This window comes from Candidatus Limnocylindrales bacterium (assembly GCA_035626395.1).
Classification (GTDB): domain Bacteria; phylum Desulfobacterota; class Binatia; order UBA1149; family CAITLU01; genus DASPNH01.
The window spans coordinates 176,721-199,654 of the sequence record DASPNR010000042.1 but is presented as its reverse complement, the minus strand read 5'-3'; the positions used below and the strand labels follow the sequence as shown (position 1 = coordinate 199,654).

16 protein-coding genes are annotated in these 22,934 nt (G+C 68.3%); 8 read left to right on the top strand and 8 right to left on the bottom strand.

Going from position 1 to position 22,934, the window contains the following annotated elements; genetic code table 11:
• Nucleotides 1-88 precede the first annotated feature (88 nt).
• Nucleotides 89-1,132: a DUF2804 domain-containing protein gene (locus VEC57_16625; GenBank protein HYC00760.1), complete on the top strand. Its 1,044-nt coding sequence runs from the start codon at nt 89-91 to the stop codon at nt 1,130-1,132.
• 4 nt (nt 1,133-1,136) lie between these two features.
• Here the strand turns inward: VEC57_16625 and VEC57_16620 are convergent, their stop codons facing one another.
• A complete protein-coding gene (locus tag VEC57_16620) occupies nt 1,137-2,753 on the bottom strand; it encodes a hypothetical protein (protein ID HYC00759.1) in 1,617 nt (538 codons plus the stop codon).
• A gap of 176 nt (nt 2,754-2,929) precedes the next feature.
• Between VEC57_16620 and VEC57_16615 the strand changes: the two genes are divergently transcribed.
• Nucleotides 2,930-3,319, top strand: coding sequence for a hypothetical protein (locus tag VEC57_16615; GenBank protein ID HYC00758.1), 390 nt, complete (start codon nt 2,930-2,932; stop codon nt 3,317-3,319).
• A gap of 76 nt (nt 3,320-3,395) precedes the next feature.
• Here the strand turns inward: VEC57_16615 and VEC57_16610 are convergent, their stop codons facing one another.
• Together VEC57_16610 and VEC57_16605 are read right to left on the bottom strand one after the other, a co-directional pair.
• Nucleotides 3,396-6,218, bottom strand: a complete 2,823-nt coding sequence (locus VEC57_16610) for a hypothetical protein (GenBank protein HYC00757.1) — start codon at nt 6,216-6,218, stop codon at nt 3,396-3,398.
• A 13-nt stretch (nt 6,219-6,231) separates the two neighbouring features.
• On the bottom strand, nt 6,232-8,547 hold the full coding sequence (locus VEC57_16605; GenBank protein ID HYC00756.1) for a DUF4215 domain-containing protein: 2,316 nt from the start codon (nt 8,545-8,547) through the stop codon (nt 6,232-6,234).
• 612 nt (nt 8,548-9,159) lie between these two features.
• Here VEC57_16605 and VEC57_16600 point away from each other — a divergent pair.
• Complete coding sequence (locus VEC57_16600; protein HYC00755.1) at nt 9,160-10,407, top strand: ATP-binding protein; 1,248 nt, start codon at nt 9,160-9,162, stop codon at nt 10,405-10,407.
• A gap of 67 nt (nt 10,408-10,474) precedes the next feature.
• On the opposite strand, the gene VEC57_16595 is transcribed toward VEC57_16600, so the two are convergent.
• A complete protein-coding gene (locus tag VEC57_16595; GenBank protein HYC00754.1) occupies nt 10,475-12,628 on the bottom strand; it encodes a TonB-dependent receptor in 2,154 nt (717 codons plus the stop codon).
• 14 nt (nt 12,629-12,642) lie between these two features.
• Nucleotides 12,643-14,820, bottom strand: coding sequence for a PQQ-dependent dehydrogenase, methanol/ethanol family (locus VEC57_16590; GenBank protein ID HYC00753.1), 2,178 nt, complete (start codon nt 14,818-14,820; stop codon nt 12,643-12,645).
• Nucleotides 14,821-14,956: 136 nt separating this feature from the next.
• Between VEC57_16590 and VEC57_16585 the strand changes: the two genes are divergently transcribed.
• Nucleotides 14,957-15,982, top strand: a complete 1,026-nt coding sequence (locus VEC57_16585; GenBank protein HYC00752.1) for an isocitrate/isopropylmalate dehydrogenase family protein — start codon at nt 14,957-14,959, stop codon at nt 15,980-15,982.
• 127 nt (nt 15,983-16,109) lie between these two features.
• Nucleotides 16,110-16,679 (top strand): Uma2 family endonuclease, encoded by a 570-nt coding sequence (locus tag VEC57_16580; GenBank protein HYC00751.1) that lies wholly within the window; start codon nt 16,110-16,112, stop codon nt 16,677-16,679.
• A 67-nt stretch (nt 16,680-16,746) separates the two neighbouring features.
• On the opposite strand, the gene VEC57_16575 is transcribed toward VEC57_16580, so the two are convergent.
• The 3 genes from VEC57_16575 to VEC57_16565 form a co-directional block, all read right to left on the bottom strand.
• Nucleotides 16,747-17,937 (bottom strand): cytochrome P450, encoded by a 1,191-nt coding sequence (locus tag VEC57_16575; GenBank protein HYC00750.1) that lies wholly within the window; start codon nt 17,935-17,937, stop codon nt 16,747-16,749.
• Nucleotides 17,938-18,006: 69 nt separating this feature from the next.
• Nucleotides 18,007-19,290 carry a DNA recombination protein RmuC gene (rmuC, locus tag VEC57_16570; GenBank protein HYC00749.1) on the bottom strand — a complete coding sequence of 428 codons (1,284 nt, stop codon included), beginning with the start codon at nt 19,288-19,290 and terminating at the stop codon, nt 18,007-18,009.
• A 50-nt stretch (nt 19,291-19,340) separates the two neighbouring features.
• Nucleotides 19,341-19,994, bottom strand: a complete 654-nt coding sequence (locus VEC57_16565) for an MOSC domain-containing protein (protein ID HYC00748.1) — start codon at nt 19,992-19,994, stop codon at nt 19,341-19,343.
• 201 nt (nt 19,995-20,195) lie between these two features.
• On the opposite strand from VEC57_16565, the gene VEC57_16560 reads away from it, so the two are divergent.
• The 3 genes from VEC57_16560 to VEC57_16550 all read left to right on the top strand — a co-directional run bounded on the left by VEC57_16560 (nt 20,196) and on the right by VEC57_16550 (nt 22,853).
• Nucleotides 20,196-20,573 (top strand): SgcJ/EcaC family oxidoreductase, encoded by a 378-nt coding sequence (locus tag VEC57_16560; protein HYC00747.1) that lies wholly within the window; start codon nt 20,196-20,198, stop codon nt 20,571-20,573.
• 109 nt (nt 20,574-20,682) lie between these two features.
• Nucleotides 20,683-21,285 carry a bifunctional phosphoserine phosphatase/homoserine phosphotransferase ThrH gene (gene thrH, locus VEC57_16555; protein HYC00746.1) on the top strand — a complete coding sequence of 201 codons (603 nt, stop codon included), beginning with the start codon at nt 20,683-20,685 and terminating at the stop codon, nt 21,283-21,285.
• 239 nt (nt 21,286-21,524) lie between these two features.
• A complete protein-coding gene (locus tag VEC57_16550) occupies nt 21,525-22,853 on the top strand; it encodes a DUF1329 domain-containing protein (protein ID HYC00745.1) in 1,329 nt (442 codons plus the stop codon).
• The last annotated feature ends 81 nt before the right edge of the window (nt 22,854-22,934 follow it).

Genomic DNA, 22,934 nt, shown 5'->3' with positions numbered 1-22,934 from the left:
TACCGCGGCACCTTCGCCGTGCGCAACGTCCGCGTTGCCGGCGCGTCTGCGCTTGGCCAATCCCCGCGCGCCGGGTATCGGTGCGCGCATGCCAGCAACCACAGCTGCCGCGGGGGCTTCGAGTTGTCTCATCGACGGGCGCGGCGACGCACGTTTCGGCGTGTTCACCGAGCCGGTGCTGGAGGTCAACTACCGGGACTTCGCGCTGCTCAGCCCCCATGATCGGCCACGCGGAGCGGTAGCCCGCCATTTCGGCTTCAACCAGTTCCAGTTTCTCGGTGGGCTGTCGCCCGCACTGCTGTTCGGCTGCGCCATCGCCGACATCAAGTACGTCGCGACCGCGTTCGTGTATTTCTATGAGCCCGCCACCCGCCGATTTTCCGAGTTCAGCTTCAGGTCGCCGCTGGGCGTGTGCTGCCGCTTCGATCAGCGTCCCGAGGATGGGAGCACGACCTTCCGCAGCGGTGGCAACCACTTCGCGATGACGGCCACGCACCATCCGCAGCAGCGGCACCTGTGGGTGAAGCTTGCCGGCGGCGTCGAGATCGACGCCCTGTTCGACGAGCAAAGCCCGCGCTTGCAGCCGATGTGGATCTGCACGCCCGCCGGCGCGACCGGCTGGGTCTACGCGCGCAAAACCGCCGGAGCCTCCGTGCGCGGCACCGCGGTCTGGGAAGGCCGCCGGTTCGATCTGGCCGAGCTCGGCATGCTCGGACACAACGACTGGAGCGCCGGCTACATGCGCCGCGAGACTTTCTGGAACTGGGCCTGCCTGGCAGGCCGCCTGGCCGACGGCCGCGTGGTAGGCATGAACCTTTCGTGCGGCGTCAACGAGACCAGCCACACCGAAAGCTGCTTCTGGATCGACGGCGTGCTGCATCCGGTCGGCACCGTCGCGTTCGACTATGACCGCCGCGATCTGACCGAACCCTGGCGCGTGCGCGGCCGCGGCATCGACCTGACGTTCGTGCCCGAAGGCCGCCACAGCGAGCGCGTGAACGCGCTCGTCGTCGCGACCAACTTCCAGCAGCTCTTCGGACGCTACACGGGCACCATGACCACCGCCGGCGGCGAGTCGCTCACCATCGAAAGCCTGTACGGCTACATGGAGCGCCACTACGCCAAATGGTGAGCGCCTAGGGCGTGCACCGGCCGAAGCCGTTGAGCGCACCGACGACGTCGAAGACGTGCCCGATGTCGTAGAAGTCGACGGTGACGAAGTTGGGCAGCCTCCCGCTCTCGCTCTGGCACTGCAGGGCGCGGTCGATGAATAGCGGGTTCTTGTTGACCTTGTTGGCCAGCTGCGGCGACCCGACCGGATCGGTCAGAAAATGGTTGAGGATGTAGAGGCTGTTGTCGTAGTCGCCGCGGTTGATCGAGCACACGAAGTCGTCGGCGCTCTGGAACGAGTACGGCGTCTCCCACGCAAAATCCCAAACGTAGTGATGCCAGGGCGCCGACGCCGCCGAATCGTCCGTGAAGACGATCAGGCGCGTGCCGGCATCGACCAGCTGCTGCAGCGACGGCCACGGCTGCCCCACCGGCTGCGCATGCAGATACGGCATCAGCCCCGCGTCCGTGAACGCCTGCTGCGTCTGCGCTTCGCTGATGTAGCTTTCGAAGATGATGCTGAGCACCGCTCCTGCGTGCGCCTCCAGGTACTGCCGCAGCTCGACCAGCCCCTGCACCATCGAGGAGCGACCGATGTTGTCGCCCGTGCCGATCGTGCACGAGCCGTGGCAGAAGTAGAGGCCGCCCTCGAACTCGTAGGTGTCGAGCATCATCGAGCGCACGCCTTCCGAGAGCTGGCGCGTCAGGCCGTAGCGCTGGTTGGGCGCGGTCCAGCTTTCTTCGGCGTTCGAATACGCATTGTGCGTGGTGGCGTAGGCGACGGCATCGAAGGCGCGTTCGCATAGCGCCGCACGGCCGTTGCACCGGCCGGTCTGGCCGCTGCAGGTGCCGTCGGCCGCACCGTTGTCGAAGATCTCGCAATCCACGTCGAGGCCGTCGCTGCCGCGCGCGCGGCGGCATGCGCGGCAGCGCGCTCGCTCCTCGACGCACGCGGCAAGATCGGGCGCAGCGGCGCACGAGCCTGCGAAGACCGTCGCCAGGTCCACGCCTTCGCAGGTGCCGGCGACGGCGCCGGCCAGCGACTGCAATGCCGAGTCCACCTTGCCCTGCGCATCGGCGTCGATGGCCGCGAGGCATCCGGCCAGATCGTCCGCCGAGGTCGCCGTCTTCACCGCGGCCTTGCGGCACGCATCGTAGAGGGCGCTCATCGAAAGCCCGAGCTTGGTGACCGCCTTGACGGCCTTGCCCTGGCAGGCGGCCGCCCGCGCATCCTCGCTCTTTGGTACGGTCGCGGCATCCAGGTCGGGGCCGAGCACGTCGTCGAGAAGGCCGATTGTCTCGCGCACGACGACGCTGCCGACGAAGGAGGGATGGCGGTGGCCAAAGTCGGGCGCCACCCGGCATGAGTCGGCGGCTGCCTCGCGCAGCTTCGTCAGCGCGTCATCGACCTTGCCGCCGGCATCCGAGGCCACGCAGTCCTCGGCGGAACAGCCGGCGAGTGTGCCGGACGCTGCGCTCTTCAGGCACCTCGCGAATTCTTTCGCACTGGTTTTGGCCAGCTTGGAAGCGGCCGACGAGGTCGCGAGCAGGCACTTCTGCTGACCGGCATCCTGAAGCTGGGCCGATGCCGGCGCCACGACGCCGAGCAGGATTGCGGCGACGAGCGCCTGACGAACGAGCATGAAACGCATGAGATTCCCCCAGCCGAGGCCCCGTGAAGCGCGCCGGGCTTTCGACGCGGGCGTTTATCGCACGCGGCCGGGGCCCGTGCCAGGGATGAAGAGGCCCGGGCTGGGCGTCGACGGTGGCCGACGCCAGCAGACGGGACTAAGCTTCCTGCATGAGAACCGCTCTGGCCATGACCGCATCCGTTCTGTTGCTGGCCTGCACGCAGGCCGCCGCCCATGACAGCCCCACCCACCACGACTCCGTGCGGTTCGGCAGCTTGGCGCAGAGCGATGAACGCTTCGATGACGGCGGCACTCGCCGTCTGGGCACTCGCAGCGGCCGCAGCCTGGGCGCGCACTCCGACGGCCTCGGACGGCTCGGCCAGGGAACCGGCACGCGCCGCTTCGGCTCTGATGGCGGCGGCCTCGGCTCCATGCGCGGCGGAAGCATCGAAGGCGGCCGCGATCACGGCCTCGGTGTCTACCGCGGCGACGGCCTCGGCGCCTGGTCCGGGAGCAGCATCGGCGCCACCGAAGCACCGCCGCCGCGTCGCGGCGGTGTCATCCGCTTCGGCCGCTGATCCGCGTCCGTTTCCGCCGCTGATCCACGTCGAGCGGCGACACCCGCCGCGGTCTCCACTCCGATAACGGTTCCTCCTACGGCTCGATGCCGGAACAATCGCTCAGGCAGAATCCGGAGCCCGCACCATTGCTCGCGCCGTCGTCGCACTGCTCGCCGGCCGCGGCATTGGTCGTGCCGTCGCCGCAGGAGACGCTGGTGCAGTCGCCGTCGCAGGTCGCCGACTCGCCGGCGTCGTCGCACTGCTCGCCGGCCGAGGCATTGGCCGTGCCGTCGCCGCAAGAGACGTTCGTACAATCGCCGTCGCAGGTCGCCGACTCGCCGGCGTCGTCGCACTGCTCGCCCGCCGCGGCGTTGGTCGTACCGTCGCCGCAGGAGACGCTGGTGCAGTCGCCGTCGCAGGTCTCCGACTCGCCGGCGTCGTCGCACTGCTCGCCGGCCGTGGCATTGGCCGTGCCGTCGCCGCAGGAGACGCTGGTGCAATCGCCGTCGCAGGTCGCCGACTCGCCGGCGTCGTCGCACTGCTCACCGGCCGCGGCATTGGTCGTGCCGTCGCCGCAGGAGACGCTGGTGCAATCGCCGTCGCAGGTCGCCGACTGGCCGCCGGTGTCGCACTGCTCGCCGGCCGCGGCGTTGGCCGTGCCGTCGCCGCAGGAGACGCTCGTGCAATCGCCGTCGCAGGTCGCCGACTGGCCGCCGGTGTCGCATTGCTCGCCGGCCGGAATGTTGACCGTGCCGTCGTTGCACAGCGGCAGCGTGCAGTTCGGGTCGCACGTGGCGGAGGCGCCGCCGGTATCGCACTGCTCGCCCGCCGCCGGATTGTGCTGGGAGTCGCCGCAGCCGGCGGTGCTGCAGTCGGCGTCGCAGGTCGCCGATTGTCCACCGGTATCGCACTGCTCGCTGCCGCCGCCCGGGCCGCTGGTGCAGGAGGGGTCGTTGCACAGCACGCTGTCGCCGCAGGTAGCGATCTCGCAGTCGTTCCGGCACGGGTCGTTGTTGTTGCCGTTGGCGTCGTCGCAGCCTTCGGGCGTGCCGCCAGCGCCGGTGGTGCACGTTGCATGCGAGCACGCGAGGCCGTCGCCGCACGTCGCGTTCTGGCAGCCTGCGGTGCATGGACGGAGGTTGCCGTTGGAGCCGCCCGCATCGCACTGCTCGCCCGCGCTGACGTTGACGTTGCTGTCGCCGCACGACACGGCCGTGCAGTCGTGGTCGCACGAAGCGGACTCGGCCGAGCCGAGGGTGCCGTCACCGTCGTCGCAGGCCTCGGGGCTGCTGCAGCCGCCGCCCGTGCATCGGAAGCCGTCGCCGCAGAACGCAGTGCTGCAGAAGGAGCCGGGCACCGTCGAGCTGCTCGGGCAGTCGTCGGCGTCCGAGACGTTGCCGTCGTCGCACTGCTCGCCGCGCACGGCGTTCCTGTAGCCGTCACCGCAGGAAGCGGCGGTGCAGTTGCCGTCGCAGCTGACCGAATCGCCGCCGTCGTCGCATTCCTCGCCGCTGCCGGTCGCGGGGGCGGTCGTATTGAATGGATTGGTATGGCCGTCGGGGCAGGCGGGCGCCGAGCAGTCCGAGTCGCAGGCCGGCGTGTTCAGCGGCTGGTTGTCGGGAAGTCCGGTCCCCTCGTCGCAGCTCTCGCCGGCAGGATCGTTGACGACGGCATCGCCGCACACCGCGAACGTGCAGTCGTCGTCGCAGGTGGACGAAAAGCCGGAATCGTCGCATTCCTCTGCCCAGCCGGGATTGAGGATGCCGTTGCCGCAGATCTCCGAGATGCAGCCGGCGGTGCAGCCGTCGCCGCTCGAGTTGTTGCCGTCGTCGCACTCCTCGTCATCGCAGATGGCCCCGTTGCCGCACGCGGGAATCGTGCAATCGCGATCGCAGCCGTCACACGAGAAATTGTTGCCGTCGTCGCACTGCTCGCCGGCCTGCTGGCTGCCGTCTCCGCAGAAGCCCCCGGTCTGCGATCCGAGAAACAGCGATTCGACGCCCGTATCGCCGAAGGTGATGGCGTGGACCGTCTCCGCCAGCCGATCGTTGAGGTGCTCCTGGATGTCCCAGACGGTGATGCGCCCTTCGAAGCGGCCGCCGGTGACGTCGGGCGTGATCACGTCATAGCCCGTCGTCGACAGCGGCACGTCGCAGTACTGCTCGATGTCACGCGCCAGCTTCGGGTAGACCTCGCCCACGCGCTTGTCGATCTTTTCGAGCAGCGTCGTCTCCACCGTCCCCGGAGGCATGATCGTGGCGCCGCAATCGAGCACGCCGCCGCCGCGTCGGTCATCCTCCTTGAAGCACAGTGCGCGGAAGCGCGCCTGCGCGGCGAGGGTGCGCCGCGCCTGGGCGTTGATGGCGTCCATGCACGCCAGCGCCGAGGGCGGCAGCGGACCGGGCCCCGGCAGGTTCAGCGCTTCCATGTAGATCTTTGCAGCCTGCATGCCAATGTCGACCAGGCACTGGCCGACGTCGGTCCAGTCCTCGGAGGCCGGAGAGCACGCGTCGTCGATGTCGATGTCGCTCGGAAGGACATTGCTCTCGGGCCGGTTCTCGTCGAGACAGCTTCGCATCAGCACGTCGCCGGCACGCTCTCCGGTGAACGCCAACAGCTGCAGGCGGCGATCGGCATTGAGGTCGCCGGTGCCGGGACCGCCGAGCTCCTCGGGATCCTCGAGGCAGTTAATCGATGGATCGAACGAGCCGAACGCGGTGCGGCGCACGCAGTTGACCCGAATCTGGAGCGCGGTGGTCATGGCGCCGCGCGCGATGCGCGAGGCGGCGTCGCGGCAGGAGATCTGCGCTTCCGTCAGCACGGCCTGAGCCGGCGTGGCCGCGCCCATCACCGCCGTGGCCGCCGCCGCGATGGCGGCTGCTCGCATCCGGCGCAAGCGATTGGTTGCAGTCTTCATCGTCATGTCCCCCTTACTCGACCTGACAGCTCGAATCGCAGCCGTCGCCATTGGCGAGACCGCCATCGTCGCATTGCTCGCCGGCGCTGACGTTGATCGTCCCGTCGCCGCACGCTGCCGCCGTACAATTCGCGTCGCAGGTGGCCGTCTCGCCACCAGTGCCCGCCCCGTTGCCGTCACAGGCCTCACCGGCGGATCCGTTGACACGGCCGTCGCCGCAGACCGCAAACGTGCAGTCGTCGTCGCAGGTGGCCGAGTTGCCGCCGGTGTCGCAGTCTTCGCCCGCGGTGAAATTCAGCGTGCCGTCGTTGCACATGGCGGCGGTGCAGTTGGCATCGCACGTCGCCGTCTCGCCCCCGGCGCCGGAGCCGTCGCCGTCGCAGGTCTCGCCGGCTGTGACGATGCCGTTCCCGCACGCGGTCGGCGTGCAGTTGCCGGAGGCAGCGTCGTCGCAGCCGTCGCCGTTGGTCAGGTTGCCGTCGTCGCAGGTCTCGCCGGCCGTGACGACCGCGTTGCCGCACGCGGTGGCGGTGCAGTTTCCGTCGCAGCCGTCGCCGTCGACCAGGTCGCCATCGTCGCATTCCTCGCCGCTGGCGCGTGCCGGCGCGGTCGCGTTCTGCGTGTTGAGCGTGCCATCGCCGCATACCGCGGTGGAACAGTCGCCGTCGCAGGTGGCCGACGGGCCGGCGGCATCGCACGCCTCGGGGCCGCCACCGGGTCCCGATGTGCACGAGGCGCCGTCGGTGCAGGCGAAGCCGTCGCCGCAGGTGGCGGGGATGCAGTAGGGAGAGCCGGCGGGACTGCTGCTGGGGCACGAGTCATTGTCGCTGGCGTTGCCGTCGTCGCAGGTCTCGCCGCGCGTGGCGTTGACGTCACCGTCGCCGCAGGTGGCCGGCGTGCAGTTGGTGTCGCAGGCGGTGGTCTCCCCGCCATCGTCGCAGAGCTCGCCGCTGTCGACCACGTCGTCCTGGCAGAACGGGAGCTCGCAGGCACCGCGCAGGCTCGGGCCGCTGCCGTCGCCGCAGGCGTCGGCCGCGTTGGAATCGTTGTCGGCGCCGCTGTCGCACTGCTCGCCGGCGCTGACGTTGAGCTTGCCGTCGCCGCACTGCTGCAGCGTGCAGTCATCGTCGCACGCCGGCGACTCGCCGGCGTGGTCGCACTCCTCTTCCCACGCAGGATTGATGACGCCGTTGCCACAGCGCTCGACCAGGCAGGCCTCGTTGCAGCCGTCGCCGTTGGCGGTATTGCCGTCGTCGCATTCCTCGCCAGACAGGTCGGGCGGTTCTCCGCCGTTGATGGAACCGTTGGCGCAGAACGGAAGCGAGCAGTCGCGGTCGCAGCCGTCGTTGCTGACGTGATTGCCGTCGTCGCACGCCTCGGTGCCGCCGATGACGCCGTCGCCGCAGAAGTTGCCTACCGGAAACAGCTCGGCCATGACGCCGGTGACCGCGGCAACCACCGAATCGTTCAGAGAATCGAAGACGTCGTCGAGCGTGAGGCGGTCGGCCCACTCGCCGCCGCTGTGGTCGGGCGTGATCGCGTCGAAGCCGAGCAGCGCCAGGTCCTTGTCGCACTGCGCGTACAGCACCAGGCCGAGGGTCTCGGTGGGAACTTCCAGACGCTTGTCGGCCTTGAGCCATCCCGTGGAATTGAACGCGCCCGGCGGAGCGATGTTGGCGTCGCAGTCGTAGAAGCCGCCGCCTTCGGCGAGCATGTCGTCGGTGCGGAAGCAGCGCGCACGCCACAGGTTCAGCGTGAACAGCGTCTTGCGCGCCTGCGAGGCGACCTGCCCGAGACACTCGACGTCGCCCTCCGACATCGGTGCGAATGCGGGAACGATGTCCAGGCGTTCATGGACGGAGTCGGCGGCGGCCTTGCCGAGCAGCACCGCGCACTCGACGGCCTCGTTCCAGTCGACGGCGCCGCCGCATGCCGAGGCAGGATCGAGGACGTCCGCCGGATCGACGTGTTTGTCGGGATCCTCGCTGACGCAGAAGTTGCTCAGGCGACGGGCATGGGAGTCGATCGTTTCCTGCAGGCGCGCCAGCTTGAGGTCGATCCGGGGATCGCCGGTGCCGGTGCCTCCCAGCTCGGGCGGATCGGCCTGGCAGTCGACGTTCAGACTGACCAGCCCGGAGAGCCGCCCGCGAACGCACTCGGTCCGCGCCTTCATCACGTTGGCTGCGCCGTAGCGGGCCGCAGTGGCGAGCAGGTCGCGGCATCGGATCTCACTGTCGTCGAGAGCATGCGCTCGCGGCGCGAGCACGGCGGCGGCGAGAACGGCCGCGACGGCGCTCGCAGCGCGGATGAAGAGCTGACTGTCGATCATTCGGACCCCCTTTAGCCGGACGGCCTTCCGGTACTGCAAAAATCTTGCGAGTTCGGCGGGTGTCCCGTTTTTCCCCGCTTTTCCGGCCAAGGGCGCCTCATGGGTGGGGAAAGGCGAAAGTGTCTCGTGATGTATCAAGGTGTGCGCCCCGACACAGGGGGTGCGCCAATGAGGGGAGCGGCAGCGGCGAAGCAATCTGCGGGATCGAGACCGCACCGCGCAGCACGTCTCCCGCACCGCGCGACCCGCGCGACCACCTGCGCGCGCCTTTCACCCGCTCAACACGTGCCTGCGAGCGCTTTCCGCACTGGCACCCGAATTGCTCTTCATTTGGCGGACGATCGAACCGGATCGATGGGCGAAGGGACGCGCGCATCGACGGCCCTGGGCCACGGCGGCCAGGACCAAGGGGGAACGATCGGCCGATGAACGACCGGATGGTGCAGAGACGTCGACCGCGACGGAACATCGACCTTCCGGCATTTTGAGAGCCCTGGCCACGTCGCTCCTCTCGGCGTCGCCGGGGCTCAAAATTTTCGGGCGTGATGCGGCGGCGGCCTCTCGGCAGCCGCCGCGCGGCGTCTCCTGGTAGTACGGAGGAGGAGGTAGCGGGTGCGCGAACAATCGTTGGGGGCCCTGGAGGAGTGGATGCGCGTCGCGCGCAGCTCGCAAGACGCTTCACGGACGGCCGAGCAGGATCCGCTCCTTCTCGCGTTCGCCGCGGCGCCCGTCGGTCTCGCCATTCTCCTGCTCGACGGTCGATTCCACCTGGCCAATCCTGCCGTCTGCCGGATGCTCGGCCGAAGCCCATCGGAGCTTCGCGAGCTGTCGGTTGTCGAACTTCTTCACCCGGACCATCGGATGTCGGTCTATGAGCTGGCCGAGAGCATCCTCGACGACAACGTGGACCACTACCGGCATGCGCGTGCGTTCGTTCGGCCCGACGGCTCCATCGTCTGGCTCGACGTCACCGCCGTAGTGCTGCGCGACGGCGCCGGTGCGCCGCAATTCATCCTGGCCGCTGGCCACGACATCACACGCATCAAGGAACTGGACGGCAGCGGGCGATGCTTCCGCGACGCCTCCGCGCAGACCGAGGCCGTCGAGGACGTTCGGTGTTGCGCGCAGGCGGCGGGCGAGGTCCCTGCTGCCGGAACGGCTGTCAGCGAGCGCCAGATGCGGCTGGAGCAGGCCAGCGACGAGCTGGATGCGCTGTGTCGCGCCGTCTCCCACGACGTGCGCGCGCCGGTGCGCATCATGTCCGGCTTTGCCGAAATCCTGCTGTCGGAGCTGGAGGGAAGCATCAGCGACGAGCAGCTCTACTTCCTGCGCGCCATTCGCCAGCAGAGCCAGCGGCTCGGCCGCCTCCTGGACGGGCTTCTGGAGCTGACGCGACTGACACGCAGCACCGTCACGCGCAGCCCGATCGATCTGGGTGCGCGTGCCGAGTGGATCTTCGAGGAGCTGCGCCGCGCCGAGCACGGCCGCCGCATCGAGCTCCTCGTCGAGCCGGGCCTGCGCGCGAGCGGCGACCCGGCGCTGGTGGACACGCTGCTCGAGCATCTGCTGTCGAACGCGTGCAAGTTCACGCGCGGGACCGAGCAGGCGCGCATCGAGATCGGATGCAGCCGCGGCAGCGACGTTCCGACGTTCTTCGTACGCGACAACGGCGTCGGCTTCGACATGGCGCACGCGCACAAGCTCTTCCGCACGTTCGAGCGTCTGCACCCGGCCGACGACTTCGGCGGCGAGGGTCTGGGTCTGGCGAGCGTCAAGCGCATCGTGCGACGCCACGGCGGCGGCGTCTGGGCCCAATCGAGTCCTGGCCAGGGCGCGACGTTCTATTTCACCCTCGAGTGATGGTGCGGCATCGCCGCGCGAGGAACGCGAGCGGCGATCGTCGATACCGTGATGTGTGCGAGCCGCTTCAGTCGGCCCACGCGTAGCGGATGCCGCCGCGGACGATGCGCGGAGCACCGATGCTGACCAGGCCGTCGGCCGTCTCGCCGGTCTCGTACTCGCGCTCGAAAAGGTTCTCCGCCTTCACGAACACCTCCCATCCCGGCAGGAGCTCGCGCGCGATCATCGCGTCCAGAACCACGTAGTCGCCGAGCTCGCGCTCGTTGGCATCGTCCTCGAACTGGTCGCCGACGTAGCGCAGCTGCAGCCCCGCGGTGAGGATCTCGGCGCGGTCGAAGAAGACGCCGAAGGTGGCCTGGTGCTCGGGCACCTGCGGGATGCGGTTGCCCAGGAGCGAGGGCGCCTCCGCTGCCGACACGATCTCGCCGTCGCTCCACAAGTAGGCGGCCGCGATCTCGAAGCCGCCGCCGAGCTCGACGCGCAGATCCGTCTCGACGCCGAGGATGCTCGTACGGCCGAGATTGCGCCGCTGTCGGCACACCCCGCCCTCGGGCACGAATCCGCACGGCGGCACGTCGCCCGGTCCTTCGGCGATGGTGACGTTGAAGATCGGATCCTCGACCTGATTCCAGAACAGCGTCGCCTGCGCGTGCACGGACCCGGCCGCCACGTCCACGCCGCCTTCGGCGCCGAGCACCTTCTCGGAGTCGAGGCCGTCGTTGGCCTCGGTGATGTCGTTGCGGACGCGAAACGGGCGAACCAGCTCGTTCAGCGTCGGCGCGCGAAAGCCGCGGTACGCCGCGGCGCGCAGCGAAACATCGTCGGTGACCGCGTAGGCCAGGCCCAGCCGCGGGCTGATGACGAGCTCGTCGGGCGAGGCGAGGTCGCGATCGACGAGCACGTCGCCCGTGTCGCGCGCGCGTTCGCGGCGGAAGCCGTCCTGGACCGACCAGTAGTCCAGCCGAGCCGAGGCCGTCAGGTCCAGGCGCCCGGTCAGCGACCACAGGTCTTCGACGAACAGTCCCGCGAACGACTGCTGCGCACCTGCATCACGCCGGCGCGTGAAGGCGACGTCGAGGAAACGGAAATGCTCCTGGGTCTTGCCTTCGATCCACAGTGCATCGATCCCGACGGCGGCAACGTGTCCCGGCAGCGGCCGGCCCGACCAGATCGACGCGGCGCCTACGCTCGTGGAAGGAACGTCGAATTGATCCAGCGCCGGCGTCTCGGTGCTGCGGTCGGTGGCCTGCGACGAGAACGTGCTCTCGAACGTCTGCGTCGTCGCGAAGACGTCGGTCTGCACGCGGCCCATTCCCGGCAGGCGGCTGTCGAAGCCGGCACGGAACGCTCCCGCCGACGTCTCGTTGCGCGTCAGCGGCGTTCCATTCGAGCGTTCTTCGTGAAAGCCGCGCGCCTGCAGCCGCGCGGTCGTGTACGGGCCGACCGCGACATCGACGCGCAGGCTGCTGGTGCCGTCTTCGGAGCCGGCGGCCTCGTCGATGGCGCCGCGTTGATCCGCGCGCACCACCGGATAGCCGCCGGTCGAAAAGAGACGGCCGTCCATGGCGACCGCCAGGCGCGGGGATACTCGCCGGGAAGCCCATGCCTGCAGGCTCGCCGTGTGACGCTCCCCGGCCTCCATCGTCCAGCGAACGTCGTCGCGCACTGGTGCACGCGTGGCCACGTTGATGACGCCCGACATCGCGTAGTTGCCCCAGACGCTGGAGCCGGCACCGCGCAGGACTTCGACGCTGCTGATCGACTCCAGCGGCACCATTCCCCAGTAGATCCATCCGCCGAAGGGGTCATTGAGTGGCACGCCGTCGACCAGCACGAGAGCGCGGCTGGCGCCGGTTGGACCGATGCCGCGCAGCGATACCCCCTGCGCCGTCGGGTGCGCCACCAGGCTGCTCGTGCGCCGGAACAGGCTGAAGCCCGGTACGACACGCAACATGTCGTCGAGAGTGAACGCCGGCGACGCGGTCACCTCTTCTTCGCTCAGAGCGGTGACGCTGGCCGCGGGATCGGCCACGCCCTGCTCGATGCGCGTGGCGGTGATGGTGACGCGGCCAATGTCGGCTTCCTGCGCGCGGCCGGACATCTCCTGCGCGGCGCGTGGTGTGCTGCTGGCAGCGCCCGGCGGCTCCTGCGCGTCGGCGACGACGGCCAAACCGGCGAACACGCTGGCAGAAAGGAGGCCACGAAAGATGCGCACGGCCATCGAATGCGCCACGGTCAGTCGCCGACCTGCTCTCTGCGCTTCTCCAGGTAGCTCTTGATCAGACGCGTGTCCTCGGCCGAGACCCAGCGTCCGAGGTCGGGCATGCCGGCGCCGGCCAGCAGACCCTGTCGCACCACGGCATCGAAGGATGGGTACGGCAGCTTGGTGTGACGTAGGTCAGGGATGCCGACGTTGCCCGTTATCCCGGCGGCCCCGTGACAGACCGCGCACCACTTGTGGTAGATGCGTTCGCCGCGCGCGAACTCGTCGGTCTTGTCGAGCAGCTCGGCCACCGCAGATGCCGGCGGCAGCTCCGGCGTTGCCAGTGAGTAGGTCAGCACGCGTCCGCGCGGATCGTTGTTGGCCTGTCTGGCAGCCGGACCACCAGCCAGGCCGAACGCGCCGCCCCATCCCGCAACGATCGTCACGTACTGCTTGCCGTCGACCTCGTAGGTGATGGGGCCCGCGCCGACGCCGGTCGCCGTGCGTGCCTCCCACAGCTCCTTTCCGGTGGTGGCGTCGAAGGCGATGAACCGGCCGTCGGCCGTGCCCTGGAAGACCAGATTGCCGGCGGTGCTCAGCGTGCCGCCGTTCCACGGCATCGCGTACGGGTGCCGCCACGCTTCCTTCTGCTTGACCGGATCCCACGCCAGCAGATGACCCGACACCAGCTCGGGCGTCAGCATCGAGTACACGTTGAAGTCGGTGCCGGTGTTCCAGCGCCCGGGCCGGTACTCGAAGCCTTTCTCGATGCGATAGACGCCGAGGATCTCCTGTGCCGGCAGATAGACGAGCCCGGTCTTGGGGCTGTAGGACATCGGCTGCCAGTTGTGTCCGCCAAACGGCGTGGGCTTGAGCATGGCCAGCTCGTCCTTGAAGTCGGCGCCCTTGGCCTCCACGGGCCGGCCGGTGGCTGGATCGACGCGCTCGGCCCACGTCACCTCCACGTACTTCTCGGCGGAGATCAGCTGTCCGTTGGTGCGATCGACGACGTAGAAGAAGCCGTTCTTCGGCGCCTGCATCAGCACCTTGCGCGGCTGTCCGTCGATGGTGAGATCGGCCAGGATGATGTGCTGCGTGGCCGTGAAGTCCCAGTTGTCCCCCGGCGTGGTCTGATAGTGCCAGACCAGCTCGCCGGTGTCCGGACGCAGCGCGAGAATCGAGGAGAGATAGAGATTGTCGCCGCCGCCGGGGCTGCGGATGTGACGCACCCACGGCGAGCCGTTTCCGGTGCCGACGTAGAGGAGGTCGAGCTCCGGATCGTAGGCCATTGAGTCCCACACCGTTCCGCCGCCGCCGATCTCCCACCAGTTGCCGCCCTTCCACGTCTGCGCCGCCTTCTCGAGCGCCGGCGATTCGAAACCGTCGGCAGGATTTCCCGGCACCGTGTACGTGCGCCACAGCATGTTGCCGGTCTCGGCATCGTAGGCGCTGACGTAGCCGCGAACGCCCAGCTCGGCGCCGCCGTTGCCGATGATGACCTTGCCTTGGACGATGCGCGGGGCGCCCGTGATCGTGTAGGGCTTGCTCTGATCGACGGTCACCGTCTCCCAGACCAGGTTGCCGGTCTTGGCATCGAGCGCGACCAGGCGTCCGTCGAACGCGCCGAAGTAGATGCGGCCCTTGTAGGCAGCCACGCCGCGATTGACGACGTCGCAGCAGCCCTTCTGCGCGGTGTCCTTGGGAACCTTGGGATCGTAGCGCCAGATCTCGGCGCCGGTGCGTGCATCGACGGCGAAGACGATGCTCCAGGAGCTCGTGAAGATCAGCACGCCGTCAACCGCGATGGGCGTGGCTTCGTGGCCGCGTTTTTCGCCCGTGAAAAAGGACCACGTCAGCTTCAGGTCCTTGACCGTGTCGGTGTTGATCTGGTCGAGCGGGCTGTAGCGCTGCTCGGCATAGGTGCGGCCATGGCTGATCCAGTCGCCGGTCTCGGCATCGGCCGCGACGAGCCTGGTGTCGTCGATCAGCGCGAATTTCTCGAGCGCGGCCGCCGCCTCGGCAGAGGGAGGCTGCGCCGGCGCTTTGGGCGGCGTGGAGGGCTCGGTGGGAACAGGCGCATCCGCGGCCGGCGGCGCATCACCACCGGCGGCGAGCACGACGGACGGAATCGCGCCGGCAGCGATGAGCACGGCAAGCATCGAGCAGGCCAGAGAAAGCAGCAGCCGTCGGCTACGTACGCCTTCGAACATGAGACCTCCTGGGAAGGCGCGCCGCGCCCGGTCGCGGACTGTAACGGCGCAGCCGCAAACGGGCAAGGCGGCGATGAAGGCGGTCGCGATCGCGTTGCTCGCGGCGTCGTTCGTGTCAGAACGGAATAGGCGCGCGATGGAAGAGACTCATCAGGTGGTCCTGATCCCTGGCGACGGAATCGGACCGGAGGTCGCGCATGCGACGGTGCGCGTGCTGGAGGCCGCAGCCGCGCCGGTGCGCTGGGTCGAGCGGCACGCGGGCATCGCCGCCCTCGACAGGCATGGCGACGTGCTGCCTGCCGAAACGCTCGACGCGATCCGACAGCACCACGTCGCGCTGAAAGGGCCCTGCACGACGCCGGTCGGCACCGGCTTCCGCTCCATCAACGTGTCCCTGCGCAAGACGCTCGATCTGTACGCGGCCGTGCGGCCCGTGCGATCGCTGGCCGGCGTAACCACGCGCTTTTCGGGGGTGGATCTGGTCATCGTGCGGGAGAACACCGAAGGCCTCTACAGCGGCGTCGAGAACGAGATCACGCCGGGCGTCGTCACCAGCCTCAAGGTCGCGACCGAGCGCGCATGCACGCGCATCGCCGAGCATGCCTTCGCCTACGCGGCCCGTCGCGGGCGCTCCAAGGTCACCGTTTTCCACAAAGCCAACATCATGAAGCTGACCGATGGCCTGTTCCTGCGCTGTGCGCGTGCGGTGCACGAGCAGAAGTTCGCGCAGGTGCAGTACGAGGAGCTGATCATCGACGCCGGCTGCATGAAGCTCGTGCAGGACCCGACGCGCTTCGAGGTTCTGCTGATGGAGAACCTCTACGGCGACGTGGTCAGCGACCTCGCCGCGGGCCTGGTCGGTGGGCTGGGCGTCGTACCGGGAGCCAATGTCGGCGACGTCGACTCCGTTTTCGAAGCCGTGCACGGCTCGGCGCCCGACATCGCCGGCCAGGGCGTGGCAAATCCACTGGCGCTGCTGATGTCGGCGGTGATGATGCTCAATCATCTGGCCGAGACGCGCGGCGATGGCCGCTGCAGCCAGGTGGCCGAGCGCATCAAGGGAGCCTACAACCGCGCCCTTTCCGATGGCGAAAAGACGCGCGATCTAGGCGGCAGCCTCGGGACCGACGCATTCGCCGACGCCGTCATCGCCAGGCTGTGATGCGCTGTCCCGTCACGTCTGAAGATGTCGGCAGCATGTCCCGACGTGACATCATCGCGATGCCCCACGTGTAATTTCGGACTGCCGTTCCCTTCTCGACCGCCGCGCCCCTTGCTACGATCGCGGCATGTCGGAACGTGCGGACCGCGACCTCGGCTACACCGTCGAACGGTACTTCCGGCTGGCACAGCAGGGACTGCTTGAAGAGACCGATCACGTCGAGCTTCTGGAGGGGCTCGTCGTCGCCTCTCCTCCTCGAGAACCTCTGCACGCGGCGGTTGCGATGTGTGTCGACCGCTCCGTGCGTGCGGCCGTCGGTGATCGGGCTTCCATTCGCATCCAGATGCCTCTCATCGGCGGCTCACGGTCGGCACCCCAGCCCGACCTTGCAGTTGTCGAGGGTACGCCGGCAAGCTATCGCGACCGTCATCCGACCACCGCCCTGCTGGTCGTCGAGATAGCCGACACCTCGCTGCCTCAGGATCGCCTGACGAAGTCACGGATCTACGCCCGCGCGAACGTCACCGAGTACTGGATCGTCAATCTGCGCGACCGCCGCGTGGAGGTTCATCTGCATCCCGACCGGCGGAGCGCAACGTATCGCGCCGTCATCGTCGCCGAGCGGGGCGAGACGGTCGAGCTTGCGGGGCTCCCCGGCACGCGCGTCGCGATCAGCGATCTCTTCCCCGGGTACTGAGCCGGCGCGTCGGTCTGTCTGCATGTTCGGAGTCCCGGTTTCCTGGCCACGAGGCAGAACAACGAAGTCACGCGGCGACGACCAGGTCGTCGAGGCCGCGGAAGGGGCCTCGCTGGTGCCAGCGCAGCGCGCGGTCCGGTGCCAGCCGCAAATTGGGCCAATGCGACGTGACGGCAGCGAGCATCGCTTCGGCTTCGGATCGTGCCAACGAAGCGCCGAGGCAGAAGTGGGCACCGAACGCGAACGACAGTGGTGAAGGGCCGCCGCGGCCGGGACGGAAATCCTCCGGCTGCTCGTACGCCGCCGGATCGCGGTTGGCGGCGGCCAGGAAGATGAGCAGGGGTTCGTAAGGACCGATCTCGACGCCGCCGATCGTCACGGCCGAAAACGGTATGCGCACGACGAACAGTGTCGGCGTCTGGAAGCGCAGAAACTCCTCGACCGTCGCCGCAATCGTCCACGTACCGTCGAGCACCCGCCGATAGCGCTGAGGATCCGACAGGAGCACCGACATCCCGTTGGTGAACAGGTCCCGCGTCGTGCGGTGGCCGGCCGAATACAGCGTTGCCGCCAGCGAGAGCAGTTCCACACGCGAAAGCCGCTCACCTTCCGCTTCCGCTGCCAGCAACGCCGACAGCAGGTCCTCGCCGGGCCGGCGCGCGCGGTCATCGAGAAGAGCGCCGAGATACGCGTGGAAATCTTCCGCGGCCGCGATCGCACGCTCCTTCTGCTCCGGCGACACCTGCAGCGCGAGCAGCGGCGCGACCTCGTCGCTCCACGCCGTCAGCCTGTCGCGGTCCTCGACCGGCACGCCGAGCAGCTCGGAAATGACGAGCGACGGCACCTGATGCGCGAACTCGCGCAGGAGGTCCACCTCCTCGCGCCCGTCCAGTGCTTGCAGAAGGCGAATCGCAGTCTGCTCGATCCACGGTCGCAGCGTGGCGATGCGCCGCGGCGTGAACGCCTTCGACACGATGCCGCGCACGCGCGGATGATCGGGCGGATCCAGAAAGTTGATGCGATGGCTCATCTCGTCGCGCGCAGCGCCGGGCGGAAGGCCGTCGAGATAGCGCATCGCGATGGGGCTGGAGCGACATTCGGGGTGGTGCAGCGCCTCGAGGGCGGCGGCATGTCCGGTGATCATCCAGAAGCCGGTTTCCAGACGCCGCACTGCTCCGCCTTCGCGAATGCGCGCGAAGATCGGGTACGGGTCCTCGACGTGCTCGAGCTCGGTGGGATCGAATGCGACGGTCGTCATTCAAGCGCCTCTCTGCTCGCCGTGAGGACTACGGCTTCGTCCAGGCGCACGAGCGTGCTGCGCGCGCCGTCACGCCGGCGACTCCTCGGGCTCGCCCGCCTCGTGTTCGAGCCGGGCACTGACCGGCCCTGCACCGTCGCCGTTGCCGCTCAACGGCGCAACGTCATATCCGGGCAGAGTCTCGACGCCGCGCAGCCGCTTCTCGATGGCACGCGTGCGCGCACCGGTCGTCTCGATCGTGCGAGTTGCGGTCTCGAGCTGCCGCTTCACCTTGTCCAGGACGCCGCTGAACTTGCCGAACTCGGCCTTCACCGCTGCCAGCACGTGCCAGACCTCGCTGGCCCTCTTCTCGATGGCCAGCGTGCGAAAACCGATGCGCAGGCTGTTGAGCAGCGCCGCCAGCGTGGTCGGCCCCGCCAGCACCACGCGGCAGCTCTGCTGCATCTCCTCGACGAAGCCCGGATTGCGCAGCACCTCCGCGTACAGGCCTTCGGTGGGAAGGAAGAGAATGGCGAAGTCGGTGGTGTGCGGCGGGTGGATGTACTTGTCGCGGATGTCCTGTGCGCACTTCTTGACGGCGCGCAGCAGGTCCTGCGTGGCCCGCTGCACGGCGTCGGCGTCGGCGGCTTCGGCGGCCGCGACCAGGCGCGCGTAATCCTCGTGCGGGAACTTGCAATCGATGGGCAGCCACAGCGGCGCGTCCCCGCCCTGCCCCGGCAGCCGCAGCGCGTACTCGACGACCTCACGCGAGCCCTCCCGAACCGTCACGTTGCGCGCGTATTGCTCGGGTGTCAGGACCTGCTCGAGCAGCGCGCCGAGCTGCACCTCGCCCCAGGTGCCGCGCACCTTGACGTTCGTCAGCACCTTCTTCAGGTCGCCGACGCCGGCGGCCAGGCTCTGCATCTCGCCGAGCCCCTTGTGCACCGCCTCGAGCTGGCTGCTGACGAGGCGGAAGGATTCGCCGAGGCGCTTCTCGAGCGTATCGTGGAGCTTCTCCTCCACCGTCTGGCGCATCTGATCGAGGCGGCGTTCGTTGCTCTCGCGGATCTCGCCGAGACGGCGATCGACCACGCCGCGTACCATCTCGACGCTGGCGGTCAGCTCGCCTCTCAGGCTCGTCAGGCTGGCCTGCAGCTCCTGGCGCGCGTCGCGCGCCTGGCGCGCGGATTCGTCACGCGCGGCCCTGAGCTCTTCACGCAGCGTGCGCTCCAGGTCCGGGCGCTGGCCCAGGCGCCGCCAGATCAGGACGAGCAGGACCGCGCTGGCCATGGCAAGGAGTGCCGCCGCGGCGGCCAAGGCGAGCGCGCGCTCGGACGACATTGCGCCAAGAACCGACTGGACGTCTGCGGCCATGACGCTTTGTACCTGAGCGGCCACGGTAAGGAACGCCGCCAGGATCCGCGCTAGCTCTTGACCCCAGCCGCCGCCAGCGCGCGCCCGATCTGCTCGCGCCAGACCTGAGCCAGCCCGCGCAGCCGCATCGCCCGCTCCAGCACCGCAAGCTCGGTGCTCTTGTTCGCATAGATGTCGTTCAGCTCCCGCACGCTCATCCGCTCTGTCGCCCTGTCCACGATGTCGACGCCGTCGCCGGCGGCGACCTCGCCTTCGCGAAGGACACAGAAGTAGAAGCCGGAGCGGCGGCTGGCCAGGAACATCTTGACCATGTCGGAGCGCTTCATGCGCGCGTTGAGCTTGAAGCACGGGATCCGCGGCTGGGTCACCATCAGCTCGGCGCTGCCGGCGCGCAGGATGTCGCCGACCGACAGGTCGTCTTCGCGGAAGCCTTCGAGCGTCAGGTTTTCGCCGAACGCTCCCATGGGCAGCTCGGCCACCTCGAGCGTCTGCTTCCAGTACTCGTAGTGCTCGATCGGATACCCGTACACCGCCTTGTCGGGGCCGCCGTGCACGCTGAGGTCGGATTGTCTGTCGCCTTCCAGGTTGAGCGTGCCAAGCGGGATGCGGCCGGGGACGGGCGACTTGTAGATCGACGTTTCGAACGTCTGCCCCTGCCACTGCACCAGGCGCGGCCCGCCGACGTTGACCGAGACGATGCGCATCAGGCCCGCTAGCCCGGGTGCGGCGTCAGGTCCAGTTGGGCCGGTCCGTCGCATCAACGTTGATGACGCAATGCACCGCGCATTCCGGCTCGACCGTGTGCGGCCGCCGCCGTACCTGAGAACGGCAGGAGGGGCTGATGCGGAAATGCTTTCCCGCGCCCGCCTCCCGCACTACAACGCGACAGGATCAGGAGGATGTCCATGTCTGCCAAGACACCCGAAGAATGCGACTCCCTGTTCGCGGAGTACGTCAACGAAGGCGACGTCGACGAGCTCGTGCAGCTCTACGAGGAGGATGGGGTCCTGGTTCAGCAGGACGGGAGCTGCGCGCGGGGGCCCGAGGCCATCCGTCACGCGCTCGAACCGATGGTGTCGACGCGGCCGCGACTCCGGATGAACGTCGTACGCACGATCACCGCGGGCGATGGCCTGGCCATCCTGTACAACGATTGGACGATGAACGGACACGGTCCCGATGGATCGGTCCTTGAGCTGCACGGCAAGGCGGTCGAGGTCGTGCGCCGCCAGCCGGACGGCAGCTGGTTGTTCGTCGTCGACGACCCTTTCGCGCGCGGTTGATGCGCCGCGACCGTCGCTGCGCACGAGCTGGCGACGGCCACGCGCGACGGTTGCGCAACCACCTGCGGCTGTTAAGGTCGCGCGCCGCCGGCGGCAACGGAGGAGCAACGTGCCATCGCCACTGATCGTCTGTCTGGATCTGGAAGGAGTGCTGGTCCCGGAGGTCTGGATCGCATTCGCCGAAAAGACCGGCATTCCCGAGCTGCGCCGCACCACGCGCGACGAGCCCGACTACGACAAGCTCATGCGTGGGCGCCTGGCGATCCTGGACAAGCACAAGTTCAAGCTGGCCGACATCCAGGCCGTCATCGCCTCGCTGCGGCCGCTCGATGGTGCAACCGAGTTCCTGCACGAGCTGCGCGCTCGCACGCAGGTCCTGATCCTGAGCGACACGTTCTATCAGTTCGCCCAGCCGCTGATGGAGCAGCTCTCCTGGCCCACGCTTTTCTGCAACGACCTCGTCGTCAGCGACGACGGGCGCGTCACGGGCTACGAGCTCCGTATCCGCGATGGAAAGCGGAAGGCCACCGAGGCGCTCAAGAACATTGGCTTTCGCGTCCATGCCAGCGGCGACAGCTACAATGACACGACCATGCTCCTGGCAGCCGATCGCGGCGTCCTGTTCCGCTGCCCGCAGAACGTGGCCGACGAGTTCCCGCAGTTCCCGCGCACGGAGGACTACGGCGAGCTGATGCGGCTGCTGCTCGATTGACCGGTTGGCAGGGCCGGAGGACGCGATGAGCTGATTCGGCGGCAGCACCACCCCAAGACCTGGAGCCGACGGCCGCGCCCTGGCGGTCACCGCAGCGAAACGGCGCCTGCCGCTCCGGCCGCGACCCCGCACGTTGCGCCAGCTACGCGGCTGGCGTAGGCGATGTGGAACAAGTTCCATCTACAATCGGCCTTGAATTTCAGACCGGACCTCAATCCGTCGGGAGCGGATCTCTACCCATGACCAAGACCAGATCGTGGACCCATGTCACCACCCTCGCCTTCGTTTTCCTCGCCGTCGGCGGGGCATGGGCCCAGACCGGAGGCGGCAAGGCGGCAGCCACCGCCGGTGCCGAGCCGCAGCCCGGCGAAATCATCACCAAGTCGAACGTGGACAAGTACGCGGCCTACATGTCGCTGGGCGTGCGCGCGTCGGTCGAGAACGGCAGCGAGCTGCGGGTCGTTCCATATCAGAAGATTCCCGTGCCCAAGGCCTACCAGGAAGCGACCGAGAAATACTCGGCGCAGGCCACGCTCGATGAGCGCAACGACCTGAAGAACTGGGTGGCCGGACGGCCCTTCCCCGTCGTCGACCCCAACGATCCGAAGGCCGCGGTCAAGGTGATGTGGAACTTCAACCGCACCTCCTACTTCACTGACGACCTCGGCGTGCATCTGCCCGACGCGGATACCGGCGCCTACTACAAGGACGCGGATGGCAAGCCGACATACCAGGTCGAGCGCCATTTCATCGTCGACTGGAGCCGCAACCTGCGCTTCTTCGGCCGCCTGCATCACGACCCGCGCCCCATCATCGCGGACAACCCGGACCAGGTCTTCAACAAGGCGGGCTTCTTCCCGCTGATCGAGCCGTTCGATCTCAAAGGCGTGGGCACGGTCAGCTTCCGCTACATCGACCCGTCGCGTCAGGACGACACGTGGCTGTACACGCCGGCAATCCGGCGCGTGCGCCGTCTTTCGAGCGCGCAGCGGTCGGACGCGCTGTTCGGCCAGGACATCGACCTCGACAGCTTCGGCGGCTATGCCGGGCAGATCCCCTGGTCGGACTGGAAGATGATCGGCAAGAAGCCGATGCTGGCCTCGCTGCACGGCAAGAACCTTCCTCCGAAGGTGTGCCCGAACGACGGCGGCGTCACCTACTGCGAGGACTGGGAGGTGCGGCCGAACGTGTGGGTCGTCGAAGGTCGGTCCAAGCTGCAAGGGTACGCCTACTCGAAGCGCGTCATCTTCGTCGACGACGAAGCGCAGATGATTCCCTACTCCGACCTCTACGATCACAACGACGAGCTGTGGAAGGTGGTCCTGATCAACATCCGCACCTCGAACCGTCCCAACCCCAAGGTCGACTTCACCTATCCCGAAGAGCGCATGTTCGTGTACGGATTCACGGTGCTCGATCTGCAGCTCGGGCACGGCACGCGCGCAGCCATTCCCGGGATGGCCTTCCCTGACGAGGCCGGCTGGTACCTGGACCGCGGCATGGACGCGCCCGAATCCGTGCCCGTGAGCTGGTTCAGCATCCCGTCGCTGATCTCCGCGGGTCGCTGATCGCGTACGGCTCCCGCGCGCGCAGCGCGGGGAGAACGGGAAGCGGTGCCGCCGCGGCTTGCGGCGGGCTATGTTCTCGCG

Excerpts from the sequence above, each read along its gene's own strand:
- VEC57_16580 (HYC00751.1), top strand. The coding sequence starts at position 16,110 with ATGTCGGAACGTGCGGACCGCGACCTCGGCTACACCGTCGAACGGTAC.
- VEC57_16560 (HYC00747.1), top strand. The coding sequence starts at position 20,196 with ATGTCTGCCAAGACACCCGAAGAATGCGACTCCCTGTTCGCGGAGTAC.
- VEC57_16590 (HYC00753.1), bottom strand. The coding sequence starts at position 14,820 with ATGTTCGAAGGCGTACGTAGCCGACGGCTGCTGCTTTCTCTGGCCTGC.
- VEC57_16595 (HYC00754.1), bottom strand. The coding sequence starts at position 12,628 with ATGGCCGTGCGCATCTTTCGTGGCCTCCTTTCTGCCAGCGTGTTCGCC.
- VEC57_16550 (HYC00745.1), top strand. The coding sequence starts at position 21,525 with ATGACCAAGACCAGATCGTGGACCCATGTCACCACCCTCGCCTTCGTT.
- VEC57_16605 (HYC00756.1), bottom strand. The coding sequence starts at position 8,547 with ATGATCGACAGTCAGCTCTTCATCCGCGCTGCGAGCGCCGTCGCGGCC.
- VEC57_16615 (HYC00758.1), top strand. The coding sequence starts at position 2,930 with ATGACCGCATCCGTTCTGTTGCTGGCCTGCACGCAGGCCGCCGCCCAT.
- VEC57_16610 (HYC00757.1), bottom strand. The coding sequence starts at position 6,218 with ATGAAGACTGCAACCAATCGCTTGCGCCGGATGCGAGCAGCCGCCATC.
- VEC57_16575 (HYC00750.1), bottom strand. The coding sequence starts at position 17,937 with ATGACGACCGTCGCATTCGATCCCACCGAGCTCGAGCACGTCGAGGAC.
- VEC57_16585 (HYC00752.1), top strand. The coding sequence starts at position 14,957 with ATGGAAGAGACTCATCAGGTGGTCCTGATCCCTGGCGACGGAATCGGA.
- rmuC (HYC00749.1), bottom strand. The coding sequence starts at position 19,290 with ATGGCCGCAGACGTCCAGTCGGTTCTTGGCGCAATGTCGTCCGAGCGC.
- VEC57_16620 (HYC00759.1), bottom strand. The coding sequence starts at position 2,753 with ATGCTCGTTCGTCAGGCGCTCGTCGCCGCAATCCTGCTCGGCGTCGTG.
- VEC57_16625 (HYC00760.1), top strand. The coding sequence starts at position 89 with ATGCCAGCAACCACAGCTGCCGCGGGGGCTTCGAGTTGTCTCATCGAC.
- VEC57_16565 (HYC00748.1), bottom strand. The coding sequence starts at position 19,994 with ATGCGCATCGTCTCGGTCAACGTCGGCGGGCCGCGCCTGGTGCAGTGG.